This window comes from Flavobacterium sp. (assembly GCF_024710485.1).
Taxonomy (GTDB): Bacteria; Bacteroidota; Bacteroidia; order Flavobacteriales; family Flavobacteriaceae; genus Flavobacterium.
The window spans coordinates 64,166-81,578 of the sequence record NZ_JANJUQ010000031.1 but is presented as its reverse complement, the minus strand read 5'-3'; the positions used below and the strand labels follow the sequence as shown (position 1 = coordinate 81,578).

Genomic DNA, 17,413 nt, shown 5'->3' with positions numbered 1-17,413 from the left:
ACTAAATGTTGAGCTTTTTTATTATGCTTTCTTTTGATAAATTTCCTTGTGTCCGGAACACCAAAGTACGCTTTCGTAATAAAAATCGACTGTGGTTAAGTTGTCTTTTTTTCTGATGATGCATTTTCCGGTTACATCGGCTTCGGAGCCGAAGACGGTTATGATTTTATCGCTCTCTAATTTTTTATCGATGTACATTTCATAAATGCGAGTGGCTATTTCTTGACGAATCGTCATTTTCGAATTGAAAGTACTGATGATGACGGTTCCGTTTTTGTTGCGTGCCACATATTCCATACCGTTGTGACCGTAATTGTAAGTACTGACTTTAGGCTCTTCATTGGAGAACGCAAAACAAGTCAGAATTGATAAACTTAAAAGTAGCTTTTTCATAAGCAGGTTAGAGGGCTTTGTTTTGGATGGCGAAAAATAGTAAATATTTTTCTAAAACTTAATTTTATTAACAATTTATATGAATGGTAACAAAAAAATCTCGTTTGACCCTACCGGAAAAACGAGATTTTTGAAATGAATTAATCTTGCCTATTAATAATAAGTATAGCGTCTTACTTTGGCAATGTATTTGGCCAAACGAATTACTTGGTGGCTGTAGCCGTATTCGTTGTCGTACCAAACATAAAGCACGATATTTTTTCCGTCTCCCGAAACGATGGTCGCATTACTGTCGAAAATCGACGGGGCAGAAGTGCCTACGATATCCGAAGAAACTAGTTCGTTGTTCAAGGAATATTTAATTTGCTCTACCAATTCGCCTTCTAAAGCGTATTTTCTCATGATGCTGTTTACCTCTTCGATAGTGGTTTCTTTGCCTACTTCCAAGTTAAGTACTACCAAGGAACCATTGGGTACGGGAACACGAATCGCATTGGAGGTTAATTTTCCGGCCAAACTAGGCAAGGCTTTGGCTACAGCGCTTCCGGCACCGGTTTCGGTAATTACCATGTTCAAGGCTGCGGCGCGACCACGACGGTATTTTTTGTGCATGTTATCCACCAAGTTTTGATCGTTGGTGTAAGCATGAATGGTTTCTAAATGCCCTTTTACTACGCCAAGCGTTTCTTCTACAGCGGCTAAAATTGGGGTGATAGCATTGGTAGTACAAGACGCTGCTGAGTAGATGTTTACTTCATCCGGATTGTAATCGTTGTGGTTAACCCCGTAAACAATATTCGGAACACCTTTACCAGGTGCAGTTAACAATACTTTGTCTACCCCTTTAGAAGTTAGGTGACGTTTCAAGGCTTCTTCAGTAGTGAAGGCTCCGGTGTTGTCGATAACCAGCGCTTCATTGATGCCGTATTTTGTATAATCTATTTCTTCCGGACCGGCAGCCGTAATGATGTGTACGGTGGTTCCGTTGATGATTAGTGCATTGTTTTCCACATCGGCTTGTACTGAACCTTCGAAGTCGCCGTGTACAGAATCGTAACGCAATAATGAAGCTCTTTTTTCCAAAGAAGAAGCGTCGTTGCGATCACGGGTTACAATAGCGCGTAAACGAAGTTGTTGTCCTTTGCCGATTTTACTCATCATTTCACGAGCTAACAAGCGACCGATACGACCAAAGCCATATAAAACCACATCTTTAGGTTGGATGTTTTTAGAGTCTTTGGCATTTTTCAATTTGTCGATTACAAACGCACGAGCATCGTTGTATTTGTTGTCTTCCAAGTGGTATTCGTAAGTCAGTTTTCCGATATCGATACGAGACGGCGGTAAGTCTAAGTTTAAAATTGCTTTGGCAATTTCCACCGAGTCAAAAACATTGATAGGCTTTTGCACAAATTCGCCGGCGTATTCGTGTAAATTCATGATATCACTCACGTTTCGATCGATTAATTGGTTTCTGAAAAGGACCAATTCAATAGACTTATCGTACCATAAATCGCTGATGATTTTGATGAATTCTACTCCGGCTTTTCGTCTGTCGGCTTGGAATGATAATTCCTTCTCGTACAAAGTGTTGCTGCTCATAAAAAAGAAAGTGTTTAGTTGTGTTGAAATTTTTAAAATTTGCCGCAAAAATATGAAATAGAAGTCTTTCACGAAAACGATTTCGTGACTTTTTTATCATAAAAAAAACCGACCTAATGCAGGGCCGGTTTCTTCGAAAAATAAGTAAGATGATTTTGTATTTAGATGATAATTTGTATCACTTGTCCTAATCGGTTAATCATTTGGATGCTGACACTTTGGTTTTCGTCTTTTCGGTTTAAGAATCGCGAAATGGTCTCTACATCCGTGGCTTTAACATTGTCTACGGATAGGATGATGTTGCCTTTGAGTTGGTCGTAATACGGTCTCAAATTATCGTTGTTGATTTCTTTGATGCGTACACCGTAATCTATTCTGAATTTTTTCTTGTCGGCACTATCAATATTTTCCAACTCCAAGCCCTTGAATTCAGTGGTGAAAATATCGTTTTTAATCAGCGTTACCCAAGCCGTTTTGGTTTCGTTGTCGCGCACATAAGTTACCTGAACTTTGTCGCTTGGGCGTTTGGTGTTGATATAGCCGGTTAGTTCAGCAAAAGAAGTGATTTTTTGACTGTCGATTTTTTTAATCACATCGCCTTTGCGCAAGCCGGCTTTTTCGGCTCCAGAATTTTTAGTTACCTTGTTGATGTAGAAGCCTTCGGTATCTTTGATGCCTAATTCGTTGGAGGCTTTGCTGTTCAATTCGTTGCCTTCTACCCCTAAAATACCTCTTTGTACGCCACCGAATTCCATGATGTCTTCGATAATTTTTCGGGTAATGTTAGAAGGAACGGCAAATGAATAGCCGGCATAGCTTCCGGTAGGAGAGGAAATCATGGTGTTGATGCCTATCAATTCACCACGGGTGTTGACCAAAGCACCGCCACTGTTTCCCGGATTCACTGCTGCATCGGTTTGAATGAACGATTGGATGCCGTTGCGGTTGTCTAAATTTCTGGCTTTGGCCGAAACGATACCGGCGGTTACGGTTGAGTTTAAGTTGTACGGATTCCCAACGGCCAATACCCATTCGCCTACTTTTACCTGATCGGAATCGGCAAAAGTGGAATACGGTAATTTTTCATCGGCATTGATTTTCAATAGTGCGATGTCCATTTTAGAATCGGTCCCGATGAGTTTGGCTTTGTAGGACTTGTTATTGTTTAGTGTTACTTCCAATTCGGTGGCATCTTTAATCACGTGGTTGTTGGTTACGATATAACCGTCTTCCGAAATGATAACGCCTGAACCGGTGCCGATTTGTTCTTGTTGTTGACCGCCACGTTGACCGTAGAAAAACTCCATTATCGGATTAGATACCGTTCTGATGGAAACATTTTTAACGTGCACGACTGTGTGTACCGCAGCTTCGGCAGCTTCTGTAAAATCAATGGCTTCGCCTGATAATCCTACGGCTCTTCCGTAGGAACCGGAAGCTGTTGTAACGATACTGTCTCTTCCATTGTTATCAAAGAATAATTTGTAAGCTCCTAAAGTAGTAGCTCCGCTTAGTAAAGACACTAAAAATAAACTTGATACTCTTTTCATCGTCTTGTCGGTTTTTTTTAATTGTTTAGTAAAGTTATAAAGTTTCAATTTCCATGTCAATACCCTTTAACGGTCGTTTAACAATTTTTAAGTCAATCTTAAATTTTGCTATATTTGTGGTACTTAACACAGCTATGACAATCAATTTTAACAAATACGAAGGCACGGGGAACGACTTTGTCATGATAGACAACAGAACTGCTGGGTTTCCTAAAAACGATGTGGCACTCATTGAAAAAATGTGTGATCGCCGTTTCGGTATCGGGGCTGATGGTCTTATCTTATTAGAGCAAGATGCGGCTGCTGATTTCAGGATGGTGTATTACAATTCCGACGGCAATGAAAGTTCCATGTGCGGTAATGGCGGACGTTGTTTAGTGGCTTTTGCTAAAAGCTTGCAATTGATTCAAAATGATACCAATTTTATCGCTGCTGACGGACCGCATCATGCAGCAGTTTTTGACAATGGTTTGGTTTCTTTGGGGATGAAAGACGTAAGCGAAGTACATATCAAAGAAGATTATGTTTTTCTCAATACCGGTTCGCCGCATCATGTAACTATGGTAGAAGATTTGTCGCATTTTGATGTAAAAACCGAAGGCGCTAAAATTCGATATTCCGACTTGTACGGAAAACCGGGAAGCAATGTGAACTTCGTCAAGCAACTTTCGGAAAATCATTTTGCTTTGCGTACTTACGAGCGTGGTGTAGAAGATGAAACCTTGTCTTGTGGTACCGGGGCTACTGCGGTGGCTATTGCCATGCATGCTACCGGCAGAACGCAATCGCATCATATTTATTTGGATGTGGAAGGCGGAAAGTTAGAGGTTTCGTTTGTTAAAGAAGGGAATCAATACACCCATGTTTTTCTTAAAGGTCCGGCCACCTTTGTCTTTAGTGGTACCATTGAAATTTAAATCATATGATTACATTAAAGGGATCTAAGATTAACTTGCGTGCGCTCGAACCCGAAGATTTGGAGTTTGTTTATGCTGTGGAGAATGATGAATCGATTTGGGAAGTCAGTAATACTCAAACGCCTTACAGCAGGTTTCTTATTCGTCAATACTTAGAAAATGCTCATCAGGACATATACGAAGCCAAGCAGTTGCGTTTGGCTGTTTGTAAAAAGGAATCGCCAGATGCGATTGGTTTGATAGACTTATTCGACTTTGATCCTAAGAACCAGCGTGCGGGTGTAGGCATTATTATCCAAGATGAAGGTGACAGACATTCGGGTTACGGTAAAGAGGCTTTAGGATTGGTAATTGATTATGCCTTTGGGCAATTGCAATTGCATCAATTGTATGCCAATATCAGTACGGAAAACACAGCGAGTTTATCGCTTTTTACTACCTTTGGTTTTGAAAAAATCGGTGTGAAGAAGGATTGGAATTTTACCCATAATCGTTTTCATGATGAAGCCCTTTTTCAATTGATAAAAAAATAAATCTAAAACAGTTTCGGTTTTGAATAAAAGTAAAATCTTTAAAATTACAGCGGCCGTTGGTTTATTGGTCGTTTTGTTAGTGTATATCAAATTCTTTACAGCTAATACCACTTTTGACAAAGAGGAAGTGTATGTGGAAGTTCCAACCGGCGCTACCTACGATGCGGTACAAAACATCATTTCGCCTTATATCAAAAATATGTCCGATTTTGAGGTGATTGCCCAACTTCGCTCTTATCCCGACAATGTTAAACCCGGAAGATTTTTGTTGAAAAAAGGAATGAGTGCCTTTCAGTTGGTTAGCGCTATGCGAAGAAATGTACCGGTGCAATTGGCTTTTAACAATCAGGAGCGATTGGAGAATTTGTGCGAGCGTATCAGTTCGCAGATTGAGCCTGACACTACTAAATTGTTGGCGACTTTCCGCGACAGTATCTTTTTGCAAAAGAATGGTTTTACCAAGGAGACTGTTTTTGCTATGTTTTTACCCAATACTTACGAATTCTATTGGAACGTTTCGGCTGAAAAATTCAGAGATAAAATGTTGGAGGAGTACAATCGTTTCTGGACCAAAGAGCGATTGGCTAAAGCTGCCGAGTTGAATATGACGCCGGTGCAAGTGATTACTTTGGCCTCGATTGTTCACAAAGAAACTGTAAAGAAAAGCGAGCGACCGACAGTGGCCGGTGTATATTTAAATCGCTTAAGAGACGGGATGAAATTGCAAGCCGATCCTACGGTGATTTACGCTTTAAAGTTGCGTGACAACAATTTTGAGCAAGTGATTAAACGTGTATTGTACAATGATTTGTTCATCGCTTCTCCTTACAACACTTACCAAAACGAAGGATTGCCTCCGGGACCCATTGCCATGCCGGATATTGATGCGATTGATGCGGTTTTGAATCCGGAACAACATAATTATTTGTATTTCTGTGCCAGCGTAGAGCGTTTTGGTTATCATGAGTTTGCCGCTACCATGGCGCAACACGATGTGAATGCTAAAAAATATGCCGATTGGTTGAATGCTCAAGGCACCAAACGATAACTCTTGAAGCACAAGGGTTACATACTTTTTTTTCTGTTTTGTACCTCACTACTTTGGGCACAAAAAGGGTTGAATGCTTTTTTGAAACCTTCGGACACGCTGCATAAAAGTCGACTTAAAACTCTGGTGATTTCCGAAGCCGCGTTGGGAACTGCTGCCTTGGTTGGTTTGAATCAGGTTTGGTATGCCGATTATCCGAAATCTAATTTTCATTTTATCAATGACAATGCCGAGTGGTTGCAGATGGACAAAGCAGGCCATGTATTTTCGGCTTATCATTTGGGTAGTTTAGGGGCTAATGCCATGAAGTGGGCCGGTGCCAACCAAAAGAGTCAGTTGCTTTACGGGGCGACTTTAGGTTTGGCTTTTTTGACGACTGTTGAAGTGTTTGATGGCTATTCGGCTAATTGGGGAGCCTCGCTTGGCGATGTGGCAGCCAATGTTTCGGGTACCGCTTTGTATGTTTCTCAAGAATTGCTTTGGCAAGAGCAACGCATCGTCCCTAAATTTTCTTTTCATACCACGCCTTATGCTGCTGCTCGACCTGAAGTTTTAGGCAGTTCGCTACAAGAGCAAATCTTGAAAGATTACAATGGTCAGACTTATTGGTTGTCGTTTAACATTCATTCTTTTGCCCCTAAAAGCAAAGTACCGAAATGGTTGAATGTGGCTATTGGTTACGGAGCCGAGGGGATGATTACCGGGGATGACGCTTTTGTCAACACTATTTTTCTTCCCGAAAGTAAAAGATACCGTCAATTTTACCTTAGTCTCGACGTTGATTTGACTAAAATTGAAACCAAATCGCATTTTCTTAAGACGATTTTAACAATTTGCAATACCATCAAGATTCCGGCTCCAACGTTTGAAATCAAGGGTTTAGGAGGGTCGAAATGGCATTTCGTCTACTTTTAAAGCAGTTTAACTGCTTGATAGTCAATTTTATAAAATTAGTTGTATATTTGCAGCCGGTAATTTCATGTCGGTGACAGCGCTTGAGAAATAACAATTAATGATTAAAAAAGGAATATTTTACTCAACTATCCTACTAACAGTAGCTTTTATAAGCTCAGGTTTTAAACCTTACAATGCCCAAATCAACTTCAGTTTTGGTGTTGATGAAAATGAAGAACTCCACTATGTTTTTCCTTCTCAAAACAACATAGATTACGTTAATCTCAGAGTGCCGTATACCGGAAGGTATTTTATTGGCTACAAAGAAGCCATTGCGCACAAAGAATCCCAAGGAAAATACAGAAGAATTAATACGCTTGGCTATTTGGGGAAATACCAATTTGGTGTCGGGACTCTAAAGTCAATTGGTATCCATGATAGTTTAGGTTTTTTGAATAATCCGAGACTACAGGAAAAGGCGTTTGTCACATTACTTTCTAAAAACAAATACGAGTTAAGAGATTATATTCGTTATTTTGAAGGGAAAGTAGTTGACGGAGTTAAGATTACGGAATCCGGAATTTTAGCGGCGGCGCATTTGGGTGGAGTTGGTTCGGTTAAGCGTTTTTTGAATACCAATGGGGAACGAAAAATGAAAGACCAATACGGTACCTCCGTGAGAACCTACCTTAGAGATTTTGGAGGTTTTGATACCAATGGCATCCGGGCGATAAAAAACGCCAAGATCAATTAAGTTACATCTTGTGAATGATAAAAATGGTCGGTCTGTTATGCAGGTCGACCTTTGTTTTTTTCCAGTCGGCCACCCGTAATGTCTTGATGTACTCAGTAGGCAGCGTTATATCGGCCGCAATGCACAAATGGGTGTTGGGTTGCAAAGCCGAAAGAATATCTTCTAAAAGTTTGTTGTTGCGGTAGGGAGTTTCTATAAAGATTTGCGACTGATTTTTGTCGCTCGACATTTTTTCAAAGTTTTTGAGTGCCGATTTTTTATCGTTTTTGTCAATAGGTAAGTAACCGTTGAAAGCAAAGCTTTGTCCATTCATACCCGAAGCCATCATGGCCAATAGGATGGAAGAAGGGCCAACTAACGGTACTACCTGAATGCCTTTTTCGTGTGCTATTTTTACAATTACTGCGCCGGGATCGGCTACGCCGGGACAGCCTGCTTCGCTCATTAAACCAACATTGATGCCTTCTAAACAAGGCTTAATCATGGCATTGTGCTCAGACACTTCCGTGTGCTTGTTGAGCAATGCAATTTTAAGTTCGGCTTGTACTTTTTGCGGATTCACCGCTTTGATGAATCGTCTGGCTGTTTTTTCGTTTTCAACGATGTAATGGTTAATGAAGTCGATGGCTCTTTTTACAGTTTGCGGCAATACCTCCATAGGGTCGCTTTCGCCCAAAGTGGTCGGAATTAAATACAGTTTTCCTTTTGGGCTGTCCGTTTTCATGAATGTGCGGCTTTGTTTGTTGAAGATAACTATCTTTAAGGGTGTTTTTCTTGTAGTTTTTGTGCTAAAATGGTGCAAGTTTCATCCAGCATTTCATAAACCATATCGAAACCGTTTTGCAAACCGAAATACGGATCGGGTACGTCTACATTTTCTCCCGGGAAAAGATGGTTGAGTATCATGTCTACTTTGGCTTTGTGGTCATCGCTTTTAGCCAGTTCTAAGACATTATCGTAATTGGAACTGTCCATTACATAAATATAATCAAATTCGTCAAAGTCTTTAGCGGAGAACTGTCGCGCTTTTTGATAGGTAATATCTAAACCGTTTTTTTGCGCAACTACAATCGAACGATGGTCCGGTTGTTTTCCTATGTGATAATTTCCAGTGCCGGCAGAGTCAACGATAAATTTGCCTTTTGGTAATTTAGACGCGAGTATACCTTCTGCCAGGGGAGATCGGCAGATATTACCCAAACAAACCATTAAAATTTTAACGGGCATATTGTTTATTTGTGAGTTGTAAAAAGGTTAAAAACAGATTACAACGATAATTTTTTGTGAATGTCTTCAACAAACTTTTTGAATTGTTTGTCGGTCGAAACCAAGTTGTCAACTGTTTTACAAGCGTGTAATACAGTAGCGTGATCACGGTCGCCGATTTGAGAGCCGATGTTGGCTAAAGAAGATTTGGTGAATTTCTTAGCAAAGAACATCGCCAATTGACGGGCTTGTACTACGTGACGTTTTCTGGTTTTGGATTGTAGGGTGTCTACATCCAATTGGAAATAATCGGATACTACTTTTTGGATGTAATCGATGGATATTTCACGTTTTACATTTTTAACGAATTTCTCTACTACGCTTTTGGCCAAATCCAAAGTCACTTCTTTTTTATTGAAAGAAGATTGTGCAATTAAAGAAATGATAGCGCCTTCCAGTTCACGAACATTAGATTTGATGTTGCGGGCCACGTATTCCACAATTTCTTCCGGCATGTCTACGCCATCGCGGTACAAAATGTTTTTCAAGATAGAAATACGGGTTTCGTAATCCGGTTGGTGCAATTCGGCCGACAATCCCCATTTGAAACGCGACAACAAGCGTTGCTCAATGTCTTGCATGTCAACCGGTGCTTTGTCGGAGGTTAAGATAACCTGTTTGCCGTTTTGGTGCAAGTAATTAAAGATGTGGAAGAAAACATCCTGCGTTCCTGATTTTCCGGATAGGAATTGAACATCATCTATAATTAATACATCAATTAATTGGTAAAAATGGATGAAATCGTTTCGGTTGTTTTTCTTAACCGAATCTATGTATTGTTGGGTGAACACTTCCGCAGAAATGTACAACACGGTTTTTTCCGGGTATTTGTCTTTGATTTCAACGCCTATAGCATGTGCCAAGTGCGTTTTTCCTAAACCTACACCACCAAATATTAACAATGGATTGAAAGAAGTACCGCCCGGTTTATTGGCTACCGCCATACCGGCAGAGCGCGCTAAACGGTTAGAATCACCTTCGAGGAAATTGTCGAAGCTGTAGTTAGGGTTGAGTTGCGACTCTATTTTTAAGTTTCTGATGCCCGGAATTACGAAAGGATTTTTCAGTTCGGGATTCAGGTTTTTAAACGGAGCGTCAACGTCTTGCGATTTTATCGGGCTGCGGTGCGCACTTGGCAATTGTTCCGTAAACGGTTGTTTATTGCCATAAGTGTTTTCCATTTTGATTTTATAGAGTAACTTTGCGTTTTTTCCGAGTTCTTTGGTTAACGCTACTTTCAGTAATTTAACATAGTGTTCTTCGAGCCATTCATAGAAGAATTTGCTGGGTACCTGTATGTACAAAGCATTATCAGTAAGTTCCACTGACTTAATCGGCTCGAACCAAGTTTTGAAAGCTTGTTCCTGAATATTGTCTTTTATAAACTCTAGACAGTTTTCCCATACCGATTGCGCAGTTTTGCTCATATTTTGGTCTAAAATTAGTGTAATTATTGATAGGTTTCTTTAACAAAAGTGACAGGATAAATGTCCTGTTTTTCGGGATAACAAATATGTGAATAAAATTCTTTAAAAAAAATTTAAACGGTATTGATTTTTTAAAAATATTGTTGTAATGAGATTTTAAAAACTAGATTAAAAGCAAAAAAAGCAGATGAAAGAACATCAAATTCAAGTTAGGGTTCGTTATTCCGAAACCGATCAAATGAGTGTAGTTTACCACGGGAATTATGTGCCCTATTTTGAGATGGGACGCGTGGAATGGCTTAGAAATAAAGGGATTTCATATAAATCGATGGAGGAAAGCGGGATAGCCCTTCCGATAGTTTCGATGACCATAAACTACAAAAAGCCAGCGCGTTATGACGACTTACTTACAGTTATAACCAAGTTCAAAAGTCAATCCTCAGTGAAGATAGAATTTGATTGCGAAATTCGCAACGAAAATGATGAGTTATTAACAACTGCACATTTTGTGTTGGTTTTTGTGGATGTAAAATTGGGGAAAGCCATTCCGCCGCCACAATATATTTTGGATGTGATGAGCCATTAAATTTTTTGAATCTCAATTTCAAACAAATGAGTAAAAATGTCGAAGATTTTTTCGGCATTTTTTTTTCGTGTGGCTACTACCATTTCGCAACTTTCGTTCATGTTTTGGGTCACTATTGTCAGGTTGTTTTCTTTGATAATGCGCATCACCTTATTCATGTTTTTATAATCGAATGCTATTTTGTAGTGTATGTCGATTGTTTTTTCGACGATTTCGGCTTCTTGTAATACCATTTGTGCCGCTGTTCGATAAGCTGAAATCAAGCCGCCAACACCTAACTTGATGCCTCCGAAAAACCGAACCACTACTACTACAATATTGGTGAGTCCAAATGACTGAATTTGTCCGTATATAGGCATGCCGGCTGTATTACTGGGTTCGCCGTCGTCATTAGCTCTGTAATAAAGGGTGTCTGTGCCCAGTTGGAAGGCATAGCAAAAATGCACCGCGCCGTAGTGTTGTTTGCGCAATTGTTCCAAGTGAACTTTGATTTCCTCTTCGGAAGTAACCGGAAAGGCATAACCGTAAAACTTACTGTTTTTTTCTTTGTACAGTATTTCCGGTGCCGCAGAAGCAATGGTATTGTAGGTATCTTTCAATGAAATGAAACTTGAAATTTGTGACTTTGGGCGCTAGAGCGGCAGGTGTTTTTGTTCGAACAAGTTGACTACATCTTCCACGCCGGGTTGTAAATTCCAAACATGCAAGCCCAAGCTTTGCGCTATATCGGTATTGTCTTTTTTATCGTCTATGAAGAGTGTTCTTTTAGGCGATAAGTCGTGTTTTTTGAGTATAGTACTGAAAATTTCCGGCTCGGGTTTTCGCATGCCCATTTCATAGGAGTAATATACTTTTTCGAAGCAACGGTAGAAATCGGTGTAGAAGGACATGCCGACTTTGTGCTCAAAACGACTGATGTGAATCGAATCGGTATTGGTTAACAAAAACAGGCGGTATTTGTTGGATAGCATTTGCAAAAATTCTAATCGGTGCAAGGGGAAATCGCCAATTAACGAATTCCAAGCTTTGATAATCTCTTCTATAGAAGCGTTGGGAATGAATTTTTGAAAACTTTGTATGAATTCGAGTTCACTGATTTGCCCTTTTTCGAACAAATCATTTTGGGCTAACAACTCTTCATTCGGACCGTCCAAACCTAATTTTTTGAACTCTTCAATGGATTTTTCTTTTTCTAAATCGATGAAAACATCGCCAAAGTCAAAAATGATAGTGTTAATCATGGTTCAAAATGATGTTTAGTTGGTCGGTTTTAATTTTTGTAGTTTTTCCGATGCGATTCAGTTGCGGTGCCGGAATGCCTTTTCCTACAATTGTATCACTCACAAAAACCCTGGCTTCATCCCAAAGACGGTCATCAATAAACGTTTGCAGTGTTTGTCTTCCGCCTTCAATGATGATGGATTGCAAGCCCAATCGGTAAACTATTTCAGCTATCTTGTGCGATAGTTGTGTATCAAATGTAATCATTTCTATGCTAACATTTTCGCCAATTGTTAAATTTTCTTGTTCGGTAATCACGACTGTTTTGGTTTTGCCATCGTTTACAAAGTAGTTTGAGTCGATTTTTCCGTGGCGGTCTAAAACGATTCGCGTCGGGTTTTTTCCGGTCCAATCGCGTACATCCAGTTTAGGATTATCGTCTAAAACCGTTTGTGTACCCACTAAAATAGCTTGCTCTTCCGCACGCCATTGGTGGACTAATTGACGGGAATATTCGTTGGATAACCAAACCGGCTCTTTTTTACTTTTTGTCAAAGGCGCTATAAATCCGTCACTGCTTTCTGCCCATTTCAAAATGATATAAGGTCGTTTTTTATTGTGATAAGTAAAAAAGCGTTTGTTTAACGAAAGGCATTCTTTTTCCAATACCCCAACGGTCACTTCGCAGCCGTTGTCTTTTAAGCGTTGGATGCCGGTTCCGGCTACTTTGCTGAAAGGATCGATGGTGCCTATTACCACTTTCGGAATTTTGTGGGCTATGATTAAGTCGCAACAAGGCGGTGTTTTGCCAAAGTGACTACAAGGTTCTAACGAAACGTAAATGGTAGACTCTTTTAGCAGCGATTTGTCTTTGACTGAATTAACAGCGTGTACTTCGGCGTGAGGTTCACCGGCTTTTCGGTGCCAGCCTTCCCCTATAATTTTGCCGTTGTGCACAATGACACTGCCTACCAACGGATTAGGATACGTAGTCCCTAAGCCATTTTTGGCCAATTGGATACAGCGCGATAGGTATTTTTCATGTATCTTCACCACACAAAAATAAGACATTACTTTTAGAATGAGTGACTTTATAATTCGGGAAATCCAACCGCATGATAATGCGCAAATTGCTGCGGTTATCCGAGCCGTTTTTATCGTAGATCAGTTTCCGAAAACCGGAACCGCTTTTGCTGATGTGCAACTTGATTTTATGTTTGAAACCTATGATCAACCACGGGCTGTTTATTTTGTGGTAGAACACGATGGTAAAATAGTTGGTGGTGGCGGTATTAGTCAGTTGGAGCACTCAACCGAGAACATTTGCGAATTGCAAAAAATGTATTTTTTACCCGAAGCCCGAGGGAAAGGTTTGGGTTTTCAAATGATACAACGGTGTTTGGCTCAAGCGACCGAATTCGGCTATGAAAAATGCTATCTCGAAACCTTACCCGAAATGAAAGCAGCCCAGCATTTGTATCAAAAATCGGGCTTTGAATACCTTTGTGAACCTTTGGGTAATACAGGTCATTCTACTTGTCCGGTTTGGATGATTACAACATTAAGTCCCAAAAAATAAATTCGAAATCCGATGTTGCTTAAAGACTATAAAACCACTTTCCTTAACGAACTTTCTTCTTGGTATGACGAAAAGGAAATAGAAAGTTTCTTTTACTTGATGTTGGAAAGTTTCCACCGCAAAAAGCGCATTGATTTGGCGTTGGAACCTGCAATGGAGATGGATGCCTTACAGTTGTTGCGCTGGGAAAGTGCTTTGGCGGAACTGAAAAAGCATAAACCGATTCAATACATATTAGGCGAAACGGAATTTTATGGCTTGCCGTTTTTGGTCAATGAGAGTGTGTTGATTCCGAGACCGGAGACAGAAGAGTTGGTTTCGTTGATTTTGAAAAGTACAAAGTACGAAGTGCGAAGTACAAAGTTGAGTATTTTGGATATCGGCACCGGCAGTGGTTGTATTCCGATTGCGTTGAAGCAAAATTTACCCGAGGCGGAAGTTTATGCCATTGATGTTTCCGAAAAAGCATTGGCTATGGCTAAGAAAAATGCGGAGTTGAATCAGGTTGTCGTCCATTTTAGGTTGCAAGACATTCTGGTGATGGAAGATTTAGGGCAATCATTTGATATTATTGTATCCAATCCACCCTATGTTAGGCATTTGGAAAAAGCTGAAATCCAGCCGAATGTATTGGAGTACGAACCGCATTTAGCCTTGTTTGTAGAAGATAACGACGCCTTGCTGTTTTACCGAAAAATTGCGGCTTTAGCGCAAAAGCATTTAACAGCTAACGGTAAGTTGTACTTCGAAATTAACCAATATCTCGGTAAAGAAATGGTTGCTTTGGTGGAAAGTTTTGGTTTCACGAAAGTGCAATTGCATCAGGATATTTACGGTAATGACCGAATGGTATCGGCTGTAAAATAAACTGTTATTCGTAACGCAAGGCTTCAATCGGGTCAAGTTGTGAGGCTTTGATGGCCGGATACAAACCGGAAACCAGTGCCACTATAAAACTGGTGACAAAGGCCGCCATGATGGCTCCCCACGGAATGACAAAATCCCAATCGGCGACTAAGCAAATTATAAAGCCAATTAGTATTCCGAAGATAATCCCGAAAAAGCCACCCATTTGTCCGATGGTTAAGGTTTCTATAAAAAACTGAAAGGCGATGGTACTTTTCTTAGCCCCTAAAGCTTTACGAACACCGATTTCCCGAGTTCTTTCAGTAACTGAAACCACCATAATATTCATCAAGGCGATGGAAGAACCTAAGATGGTAATGATACCCATAATCCAAGCCGACCATGATAAAAAACCGGTTAATTCTCCAATGCGATTGATCAAATCATCGCTGCGGGAAATTCCGAAGTTATTTTCCTCCACCGGATTCAATTTTCGAATTTTTCGCATGGTGATGATGGCATTGTCGATAGATTCGTCGAGCAATTCTTTCTTTGATACCATGCTGCTTAAAGAGTAATTGATATTGGGTGCTGAAAATAGGGAGCGCGCTACTTGAATCGGAATCATTACTCGCAAATCCTGGCTGTTTCCGAAAGTGGAACCTTTTTCCTTAAGTACGCCGATGACTTTAAATTTCGCCCCGCGCACGGAGATGATTTTATCGATAGGGTTGGTGTCTTTCAGCAATCCTTTGGTGGCAAAGTCGGAGCCGAGGATACAGGAATATACGTTGTTGGAAATATCAAAAGAATTGAAGTTTCGGCCTTGGGTTACTTCTAATCCTGAATTGGTTAAGTAGAATTCGTCGATGCCTAAAACGGAAATTTCCGGGTCGGTTTTTTTGTTTTCAAATTTTACTTCGGCGTTAGAAGTAGCCATGAAGGACAAGGAAGTTTGGGTAAAAGGCGTATTGAATTTTTCTTTGAAAGCCTTTGCTTCGGGATAACTGATGATGGGATTGATTTTTTCAATTGGTTCATTACCGCGGCGTCTTCCGGTTGATTCGTATTGGTTGATATTGAAGGTGTTTGAACCCATGGAGGCAAAACTCGAGTTGAGGTTGTACTCAATGGCGGTAACCACCGTTAAAATACCTACTAAAGCTGTGATACCAATAGCAATAATAACCACCGTTAATATGGTGCGAAGCAATTGCGCCCGAATAGAACCCAACGCAATTTTAACGTTTTCTCTGAATAATCCAATCATAACGGTTATTTGACACGAAAATACAGCTTTTGTTACAAGAATATTGCAAGGCGGGTGGAAATAGTTTTAAAAAATAAGATATTTGCAAAGCAATATCAGATATTAAATATCAGATATTAGATATTTAAAATCTAAAATTTAATATTTCAAATTAACAATGGCACAAAAACCAAGTATTCCTAAAGGCACGAGAGATTTTTCACCTGTTGAGGTATCGAAACGCAATTATATCATTTCGATTATGCGTCGTCATTTTGAGCAATTTGGGTACCAGCCTATAGAAACACCCTCGTTTGAAAACTCTGAAACCCTTATGGGGAAATATGGGGAAGAAGGCGACAGGCTGATTTTTAAGATATTGAATTCCGGGGATTATTTGGATAAAGTTCCGGCGGAAGAATTGCAAAACCGCAATTATAAAAAACTCACGGGAAAAAATTCCGAAAAAGCTTTGCGTTACGATTTAACCGTGCCTTTTGCGCGTTATGTAGTGCAACACCAAAACGAGATTGAGTTTCCGTTTAAACGCTACCAAATCCAACCGGTTTGGCGTGCTGACCGTCCGCAAAAAGGACGTTTCAGAGAGTTTTACCAATGCGATGCCGATGTGGTAGGTTCTACTTCTTTGTGGCAGGAAGTTGAGTTGGTACAATTGTACGATTCGGTTTTTGCGGCTTTGGGATTAGCAGGCGTGACGATTAAAATTAACAATCGCAAAATTTTATCCGGAATTGCTGAGGTTATCGGTGCTTCGGATAAATTGATTGATTTTACCGTGTCTTTGGATAAGCTAGACAAGATTGGGGAGGAAGGCGTTAAAAAAGAAATGTTGGAGAAAGGCATTTCGGAAGCTGCTTTGTTGAAAGTGCAGCCGTTGTTTAGTTTTACCGGAAGCATAGCAGCAAAATTAGAAAAATTGTCACAGTTGTTAGCCACCTCTGAGGAAGGCAAAAAGGGTATTGAGGAACTGCGTTTTATTTGTGACAACGTCACCCGATTAGGGTTGCAAAAAGCCCAATTGGATTTGGATGTGACTTTAGCACGCGGATTGAATTATTATACCGGAGCCATTTTTGAAGTAGCGGCACCTGAAGGCGTGGCCATGGGTTCTATAGGCGGTGGCGGAAGATATGATGATTTGACCGGTATTTTCGGATTGAAAAATATGAGCGGCGTTGGGATTTCTTTTGGTTTAGACCGTATTTATTTGGTGTTGGAAGAGTTGAATTTGTTTCCGCCTACAGTTAGTACGTCGACCCAAGTATTGTTTTTGAATTTTGGCGAAAGTCAGGCTTTTGAAGCGATGAAAGCAGTAACAAGCTTAAGAGCAAAAGGCGTTAAAGCAGAGGTTTATCCGGATGCGGCTAAAATTGATAAGCAGTTTAAGCATGCCGAGCGTCGTCAGATTCCTTTTGTAGTTAAAGAAATCAAAGGAGATTTATTTACTTTGAAGCACCTAATAACCGGCGAACAATCGGAAACTGATGTAGCGGGTATTTTAGCGAAATTAGCTTGAGTGTGATTAGT

19 protein-coding genes are annotated in these 17,413 nt (G+C 40.2%); 9 read left to right on the top strand and 10 right to left on the bottom strand.

Translation table 11 applies throughout. The features are described 5' to 3' along the window. Positions 1-21: 21 nt before the first annotated feature. The 3 genes from Q0M21_RS07750 to Q0M21_RS07740 all read right to left on the bottom strand — a co-directional run bounded on the left by Q0M21_RS07750 (position 22) and on the right by Q0M21_RS07740 (position 3,545). Positions 22-393, bottom strand: a complete 372-nt coding sequence (locus Q0M21_RS07750) for a hypothetical protein (protein ID WP_295336642.1) — start codon at positions 391-393, stop codon at positions 22-24. Positions 394-546: 153 nt separating this feature from the next. Then, positions 547-1,995 (bottom strand): glyceraldehyde-3-phosphate dehydrogenase, encoded by a 1,449-nt coding sequence (locus Q0M21_RS07745; RefSeq protein WP_295336640.1) that lies wholly within the window; start codon positions 1,993-1,995, stop codon positions 547-549. A gap of 161 nt (positions 1,996-2,156) precedes the next feature. After that, positions 2,157-3,545 (bottom strand): trypsin-like peptidase domain-containing protein, encoded by a 1,389-nt coding sequence (locus Q0M21_RS07740; RefSeq protein ID WP_295336638.1) that lies wholly within the window; start codon positions 3,543-3,545, stop codon positions 2,157-2,159. 134 nt (positions 3,546-3,679) lie between these two features. Between Q0M21_RS07740 and dapF the strand changes: the two genes are divergently transcribed. The 5 genes from dapF to Q0M21_RS07715 all read left to right on the top strand — a co-directional run bounded on the left by dapF (position 3,680) and on the right by Q0M21_RS07715 (position 7,691). Then, on the top strand, positions 3,680-4,462 hold the full coding sequence (gene dapF, locus Q0M21_RS07735) for a diaminopimelate epimerase (RefSeq protein ID WP_295336635.1): 783 nt from the start codon (positions 3,680-3,682) through the stop codon (positions 4,460-4,462). A 5-nt stretch (positions 4,463-4,467) separates the two neighbouring features. Further along, positions 4,468-4,995, top strand: a complete 528-nt coding sequence (locus Q0M21_RS07730) for a GNAT family N-acetyltransferase (protein WP_295336632.1) — start codon at positions 4,468-4,470, stop codon at positions 4,993-4,995. A 19-nt stretch (positions 4,996-5,014) separates the two neighbouring features. Continuing rightward, positions 5,015-6,043 (top strand): endolytic transglycosylase MltG, encoded by a 1,029-nt coding sequence (gene mltG, locus Q0M21_RS07725; protein WP_295336629.1) that lies wholly within the window; start codon positions 5,015-5,017, stop codon positions 6,041-6,043. 126 nt (positions 6,044-6,169) lie between these two features. Further along, on the top strand, positions 6,170-6,958 hold the full coding sequence (locus Q0M21_RS07720) for a DUF2279 domain-containing protein (protein WP_367273715.1): 789 nt from the start codon (positions 6,170-6,172) through the stop codon (positions 6,956-6,958). Between the two features lie 97 nt (positions 6,959-7,055). Then, a complete protein-coding gene (locus Q0M21_RS07715; RefSeq protein ID WP_295336626.1) occupies positions 7,056-7,691 on the top strand; it encodes a peptidoglycan-binding protein LysM in 636 nt (211 codons plus the stop codon). A gap of 1 nt (position 7,692) precedes the next feature. Here Q0M21_RS07715 and Q0M21_RS07710 read toward each other — a convergent pair whose 3' ends face one another. Genes Q0M21_RS07710 through dnaA form a run of 3 tightly spaced genes read right to left on the bottom strand, consistent with a single transcriptional unit; the run spans position 7,693 to position 10,384 of the window. After that, a complete protein-coding gene (locus Q0M21_RS07710; protein WP_295336623.1) occupies positions 7,693-8,415 on the bottom strand; it encodes an SAM-dependent methyltransferase in 723 nt (240 codons plus the stop codon). A 35-nt stretch (positions 8,416-8,450) separates the two neighbouring features. Next, positions 8,451-8,918, bottom strand: a complete 468-nt coding sequence (locus tag Q0M21_RS07705; RefSeq protein WP_295336620.1) for a low molecular weight protein-tyrosine-phosphatase — start codon at positions 8,916-8,918, stop codon at positions 8,451-8,453. Between the two features lie 38 nt (positions 8,919-8,956). Beyond that, on the bottom strand, positions 8,957-10,384 hold the full coding sequence (gene dnaA / locus Q0M21_RS07700; RefSeq protein ID WP_295336617.1) for a chromosomal replication initiator protein DnaA: 1,428 nt from the start codon (positions 10,382-10,384) through the stop codon (positions 8,957-8,959). A 187-nt stretch (positions 10,385-10,571) separates the two neighbouring features. On the opposite strand from dnaA, the gene Q0M21_RS07695 reads away from it, so the two are divergent. Beyond that, complete coding sequence (locus Q0M21_RS07695) at positions 10,572-10,970, top strand: thioesterase family protein (protein ID WP_295336614.1); 399 nt, start codon at positions 10,572-10,574, stop codon at positions 10,968-10,970. Here the strand turns inward: Q0M21_RS07695 and Q0M21_RS07690 are convergent. From Q0M21_RS07690 to ribD, 3 genes are read right to left on the bottom strand one after another with little or no spacing between them, the layout of a single operon-like run. Then, on the bottom strand, positions 10,967-11,575 hold the full coding sequence (locus Q0M21_RS07690; RefSeq protein WP_295336766.1) for a YigZ family protein: 609 nt from the start codon (positions 11,573-11,575) through the stop codon (positions 10,967-10,969). The genes Q0M21_RS07695 and Q0M21_RS07690 overlap by 4 nt on opposite strands. Positions 11,576-11,602: 27 nt before the next feature. Continuing rightward, the gene (locus Q0M21_RS07685; RefSeq protein WP_295336612.1) at positions 11,603-12,211 is read right to left on the bottom strand and encodes an HAD family phosphatase; all 609 of its coding nucleotides are present in this window, start codon (positions 12,209-12,211) and stop codon (positions 11,603-11,605) included. Continuing rightward, entirely contained in the window at positions 12,204-13,244 is a 1,041-nt protein-coding gene (gene ribD / locus Q0M21_RS07680; RefSeq protein WP_295336763.1) for a bifunctional diaminohydroxyphosphoribosylaminopyrimidine deaminase/5-amino-6-(5-phosphoribosylamino)uracil reductase RibD, read from the bottom strand. Before ribD ends, Q0M21_RS07685 begins: the two co-directional genes overlap by 8 nt. Positions 13,245-13,272: 28 nt before the next feature. Here ribD and Q0M21_RS07675 point away from each other — a divergent pair, with 28 nt between their 5' ends. Both Q0M21_RS07675 and prmC read left to right on the top strand, forming a co-directional pair. Next, positions 13,273-13,770 carry a GNAT family N-acetyltransferase gene (locus Q0M21_RS07675; protein WP_295336609.1) on the top strand — a complete coding sequence of 166 codons (498 nt, stop codon included), beginning with the start codon at positions 13,273-13,275 and terminating at the stop codon, positions 13,768-13,770. Between the two features lie 12 nt (positions 13,771-13,782). After that, on the top strand, positions 13,783-14,637 hold the full coding sequence (gene prmC, locus Q0M21_RS07670) for a peptide chain release factor N(5)-glutamine methyltransferase (protein ID WP_295336605.1): 855 nt from the start codon (positions 13,783-13,785) through the stop codon (positions 14,635-14,637). Between the two features lie 4 nt (positions 14,638-14,641). Here the strand turns inward: prmC and Q0M21_RS07665 are convergent, their stop codons facing one another. Then, positions 14,642-15,886, bottom strand: coding sequence for an ABC transporter permease (locus Q0M21_RS07665; RefSeq protein ID WP_295336602.1), 1,245 nt, complete (start codon positions 15,884-15,886; stop codon positions 14,642-14,644). Between the two features lie 157 nt (positions 15,887-16,043). Between Q0M21_RS07665 and hisS the strand changes: the two genes are divergently transcribed. Continuing rightward, positions 16,044-17,402 (top strand): histidine--tRNA ligase, encoded by a 1,359-nt coding sequence (gene hisS / locus Q0M21_RS07660; RefSeq protein WP_295336600.1) that lies wholly within the window; start codon positions 16,044-16,046, stop codon positions 17,400-17,402. Positions 17,403-17,413 lie beyond the last annotated feature (11 nt).

What these genes read in the sequence shown, in the direction of transcription:
- Q0M21_RS07740 (WP_295336638.1), bottom strand. Translation starts at nt 3,545, where the DNA reads ATGAAAAGAGTATCAAGTTTATTTTTAGTGTCTTTACTAAGCGGAGCT.
- Q0M21_RS07705 (WP_295336620.1), bottom strand. Translation starts at nt 8,918, where the DNA reads ATGCCCGTTAAAATTTTAATGGTTTGTTTGGGTAATATCTGCCGATCT.
- hisS (WP_295336600.1), top strand. Translation starts at nt 16,044, where the DNA reads ATGGCACAAAAACCAAGTATTCCTAAAGGCACGAGAGATTTTTCACCT.
- prmC (WP_295336605.1), top strand. Translation starts at nt 13,783, where the DNA reads ATGTTGCTTAAAGACTATAAAACCACTTTCCTTAACGAACTTTCTTCT.
- Q0M21_RS07745 (WP_295336640.1), bottom strand. Translation starts at nt 1,995, where the DNA reads ATGAGCAGCAACACTTTGTACGAGAAGGAATTATCATTCCAAGCCGAC.
- Q0M21_RS07665 (WP_295336602.1), bottom strand. Translation starts at nt 15,886, where the DNA reads ATGATTGGATTATTCAGAGAAAACGTTAAAATTGCGTTGGGTTCTATT.
- Q0M21_RS07715 (WP_295336626.1), top strand. Translation starts at nt 7,056, where the DNA reads ATGATTAAAAAAGGAATATTTTACTCAACTATCCTACTAACAGTAGCT.
- Q0M21_RS07695 (WP_295336614.1), top strand. Translation starts at nt 10,572, where the DNA reads ATGAAAGAACATCAAATTCAAGTTAGGGTTCGTTATTCCGAAACCGAT.
- dnaA (WP_295336617.1), bottom strand. Translation starts at nt 10,384, where the DNA reads ATGAGCAAAACTGCGCAATCGGTATGGGAAAACTGTCTAGAGTTTATA.
- Q0M21_RS07675 (WP_295336609.1), top strand. Translation starts at nt 13,273, where the DNA reads ATGAGTGACTTTATAATTCGGGAAATCCAACCGCATGATAATGCGCAA.
- Q0M21_RS07730 (WP_295336632.1), top strand. Translation starts at nt 4,468, where the DNA reads ATGATTACATTAAAGGGATCTAAGATTAACTTGCGTGCGCTCGAACCC.
- dapF (WP_295336635.1), top strand. Translation starts at nt 3,680, where the DNA reads ATGACAATCAATTTTAACAAATACGAAGGCACGGGGAACGACTTTGTC.
- Q0M21_RS07710 (WP_295336623.1), bottom strand. Translation starts at nt 8,415, where the DNA reads ATGAAAACGGACAGCCCAAAAGGAAAACTGTATTTAATTCCGACCACT.
- Q0M21_RS07750 (WP_295336642.1), bottom strand. Translation starts at nt 393, where the DNA reads ATGAAAAAGCTACTTTTAAGTTTATCAATTCTGACTTGTTTTGCGTTC.
- Q0M21_RS07685 (WP_295336612.1), bottom strand. Translation starts at nt 12,211, where the DNA reads ATGATTAACACTATCATTTTTGACTTTGGCGATGTTTTCATCGATTTA.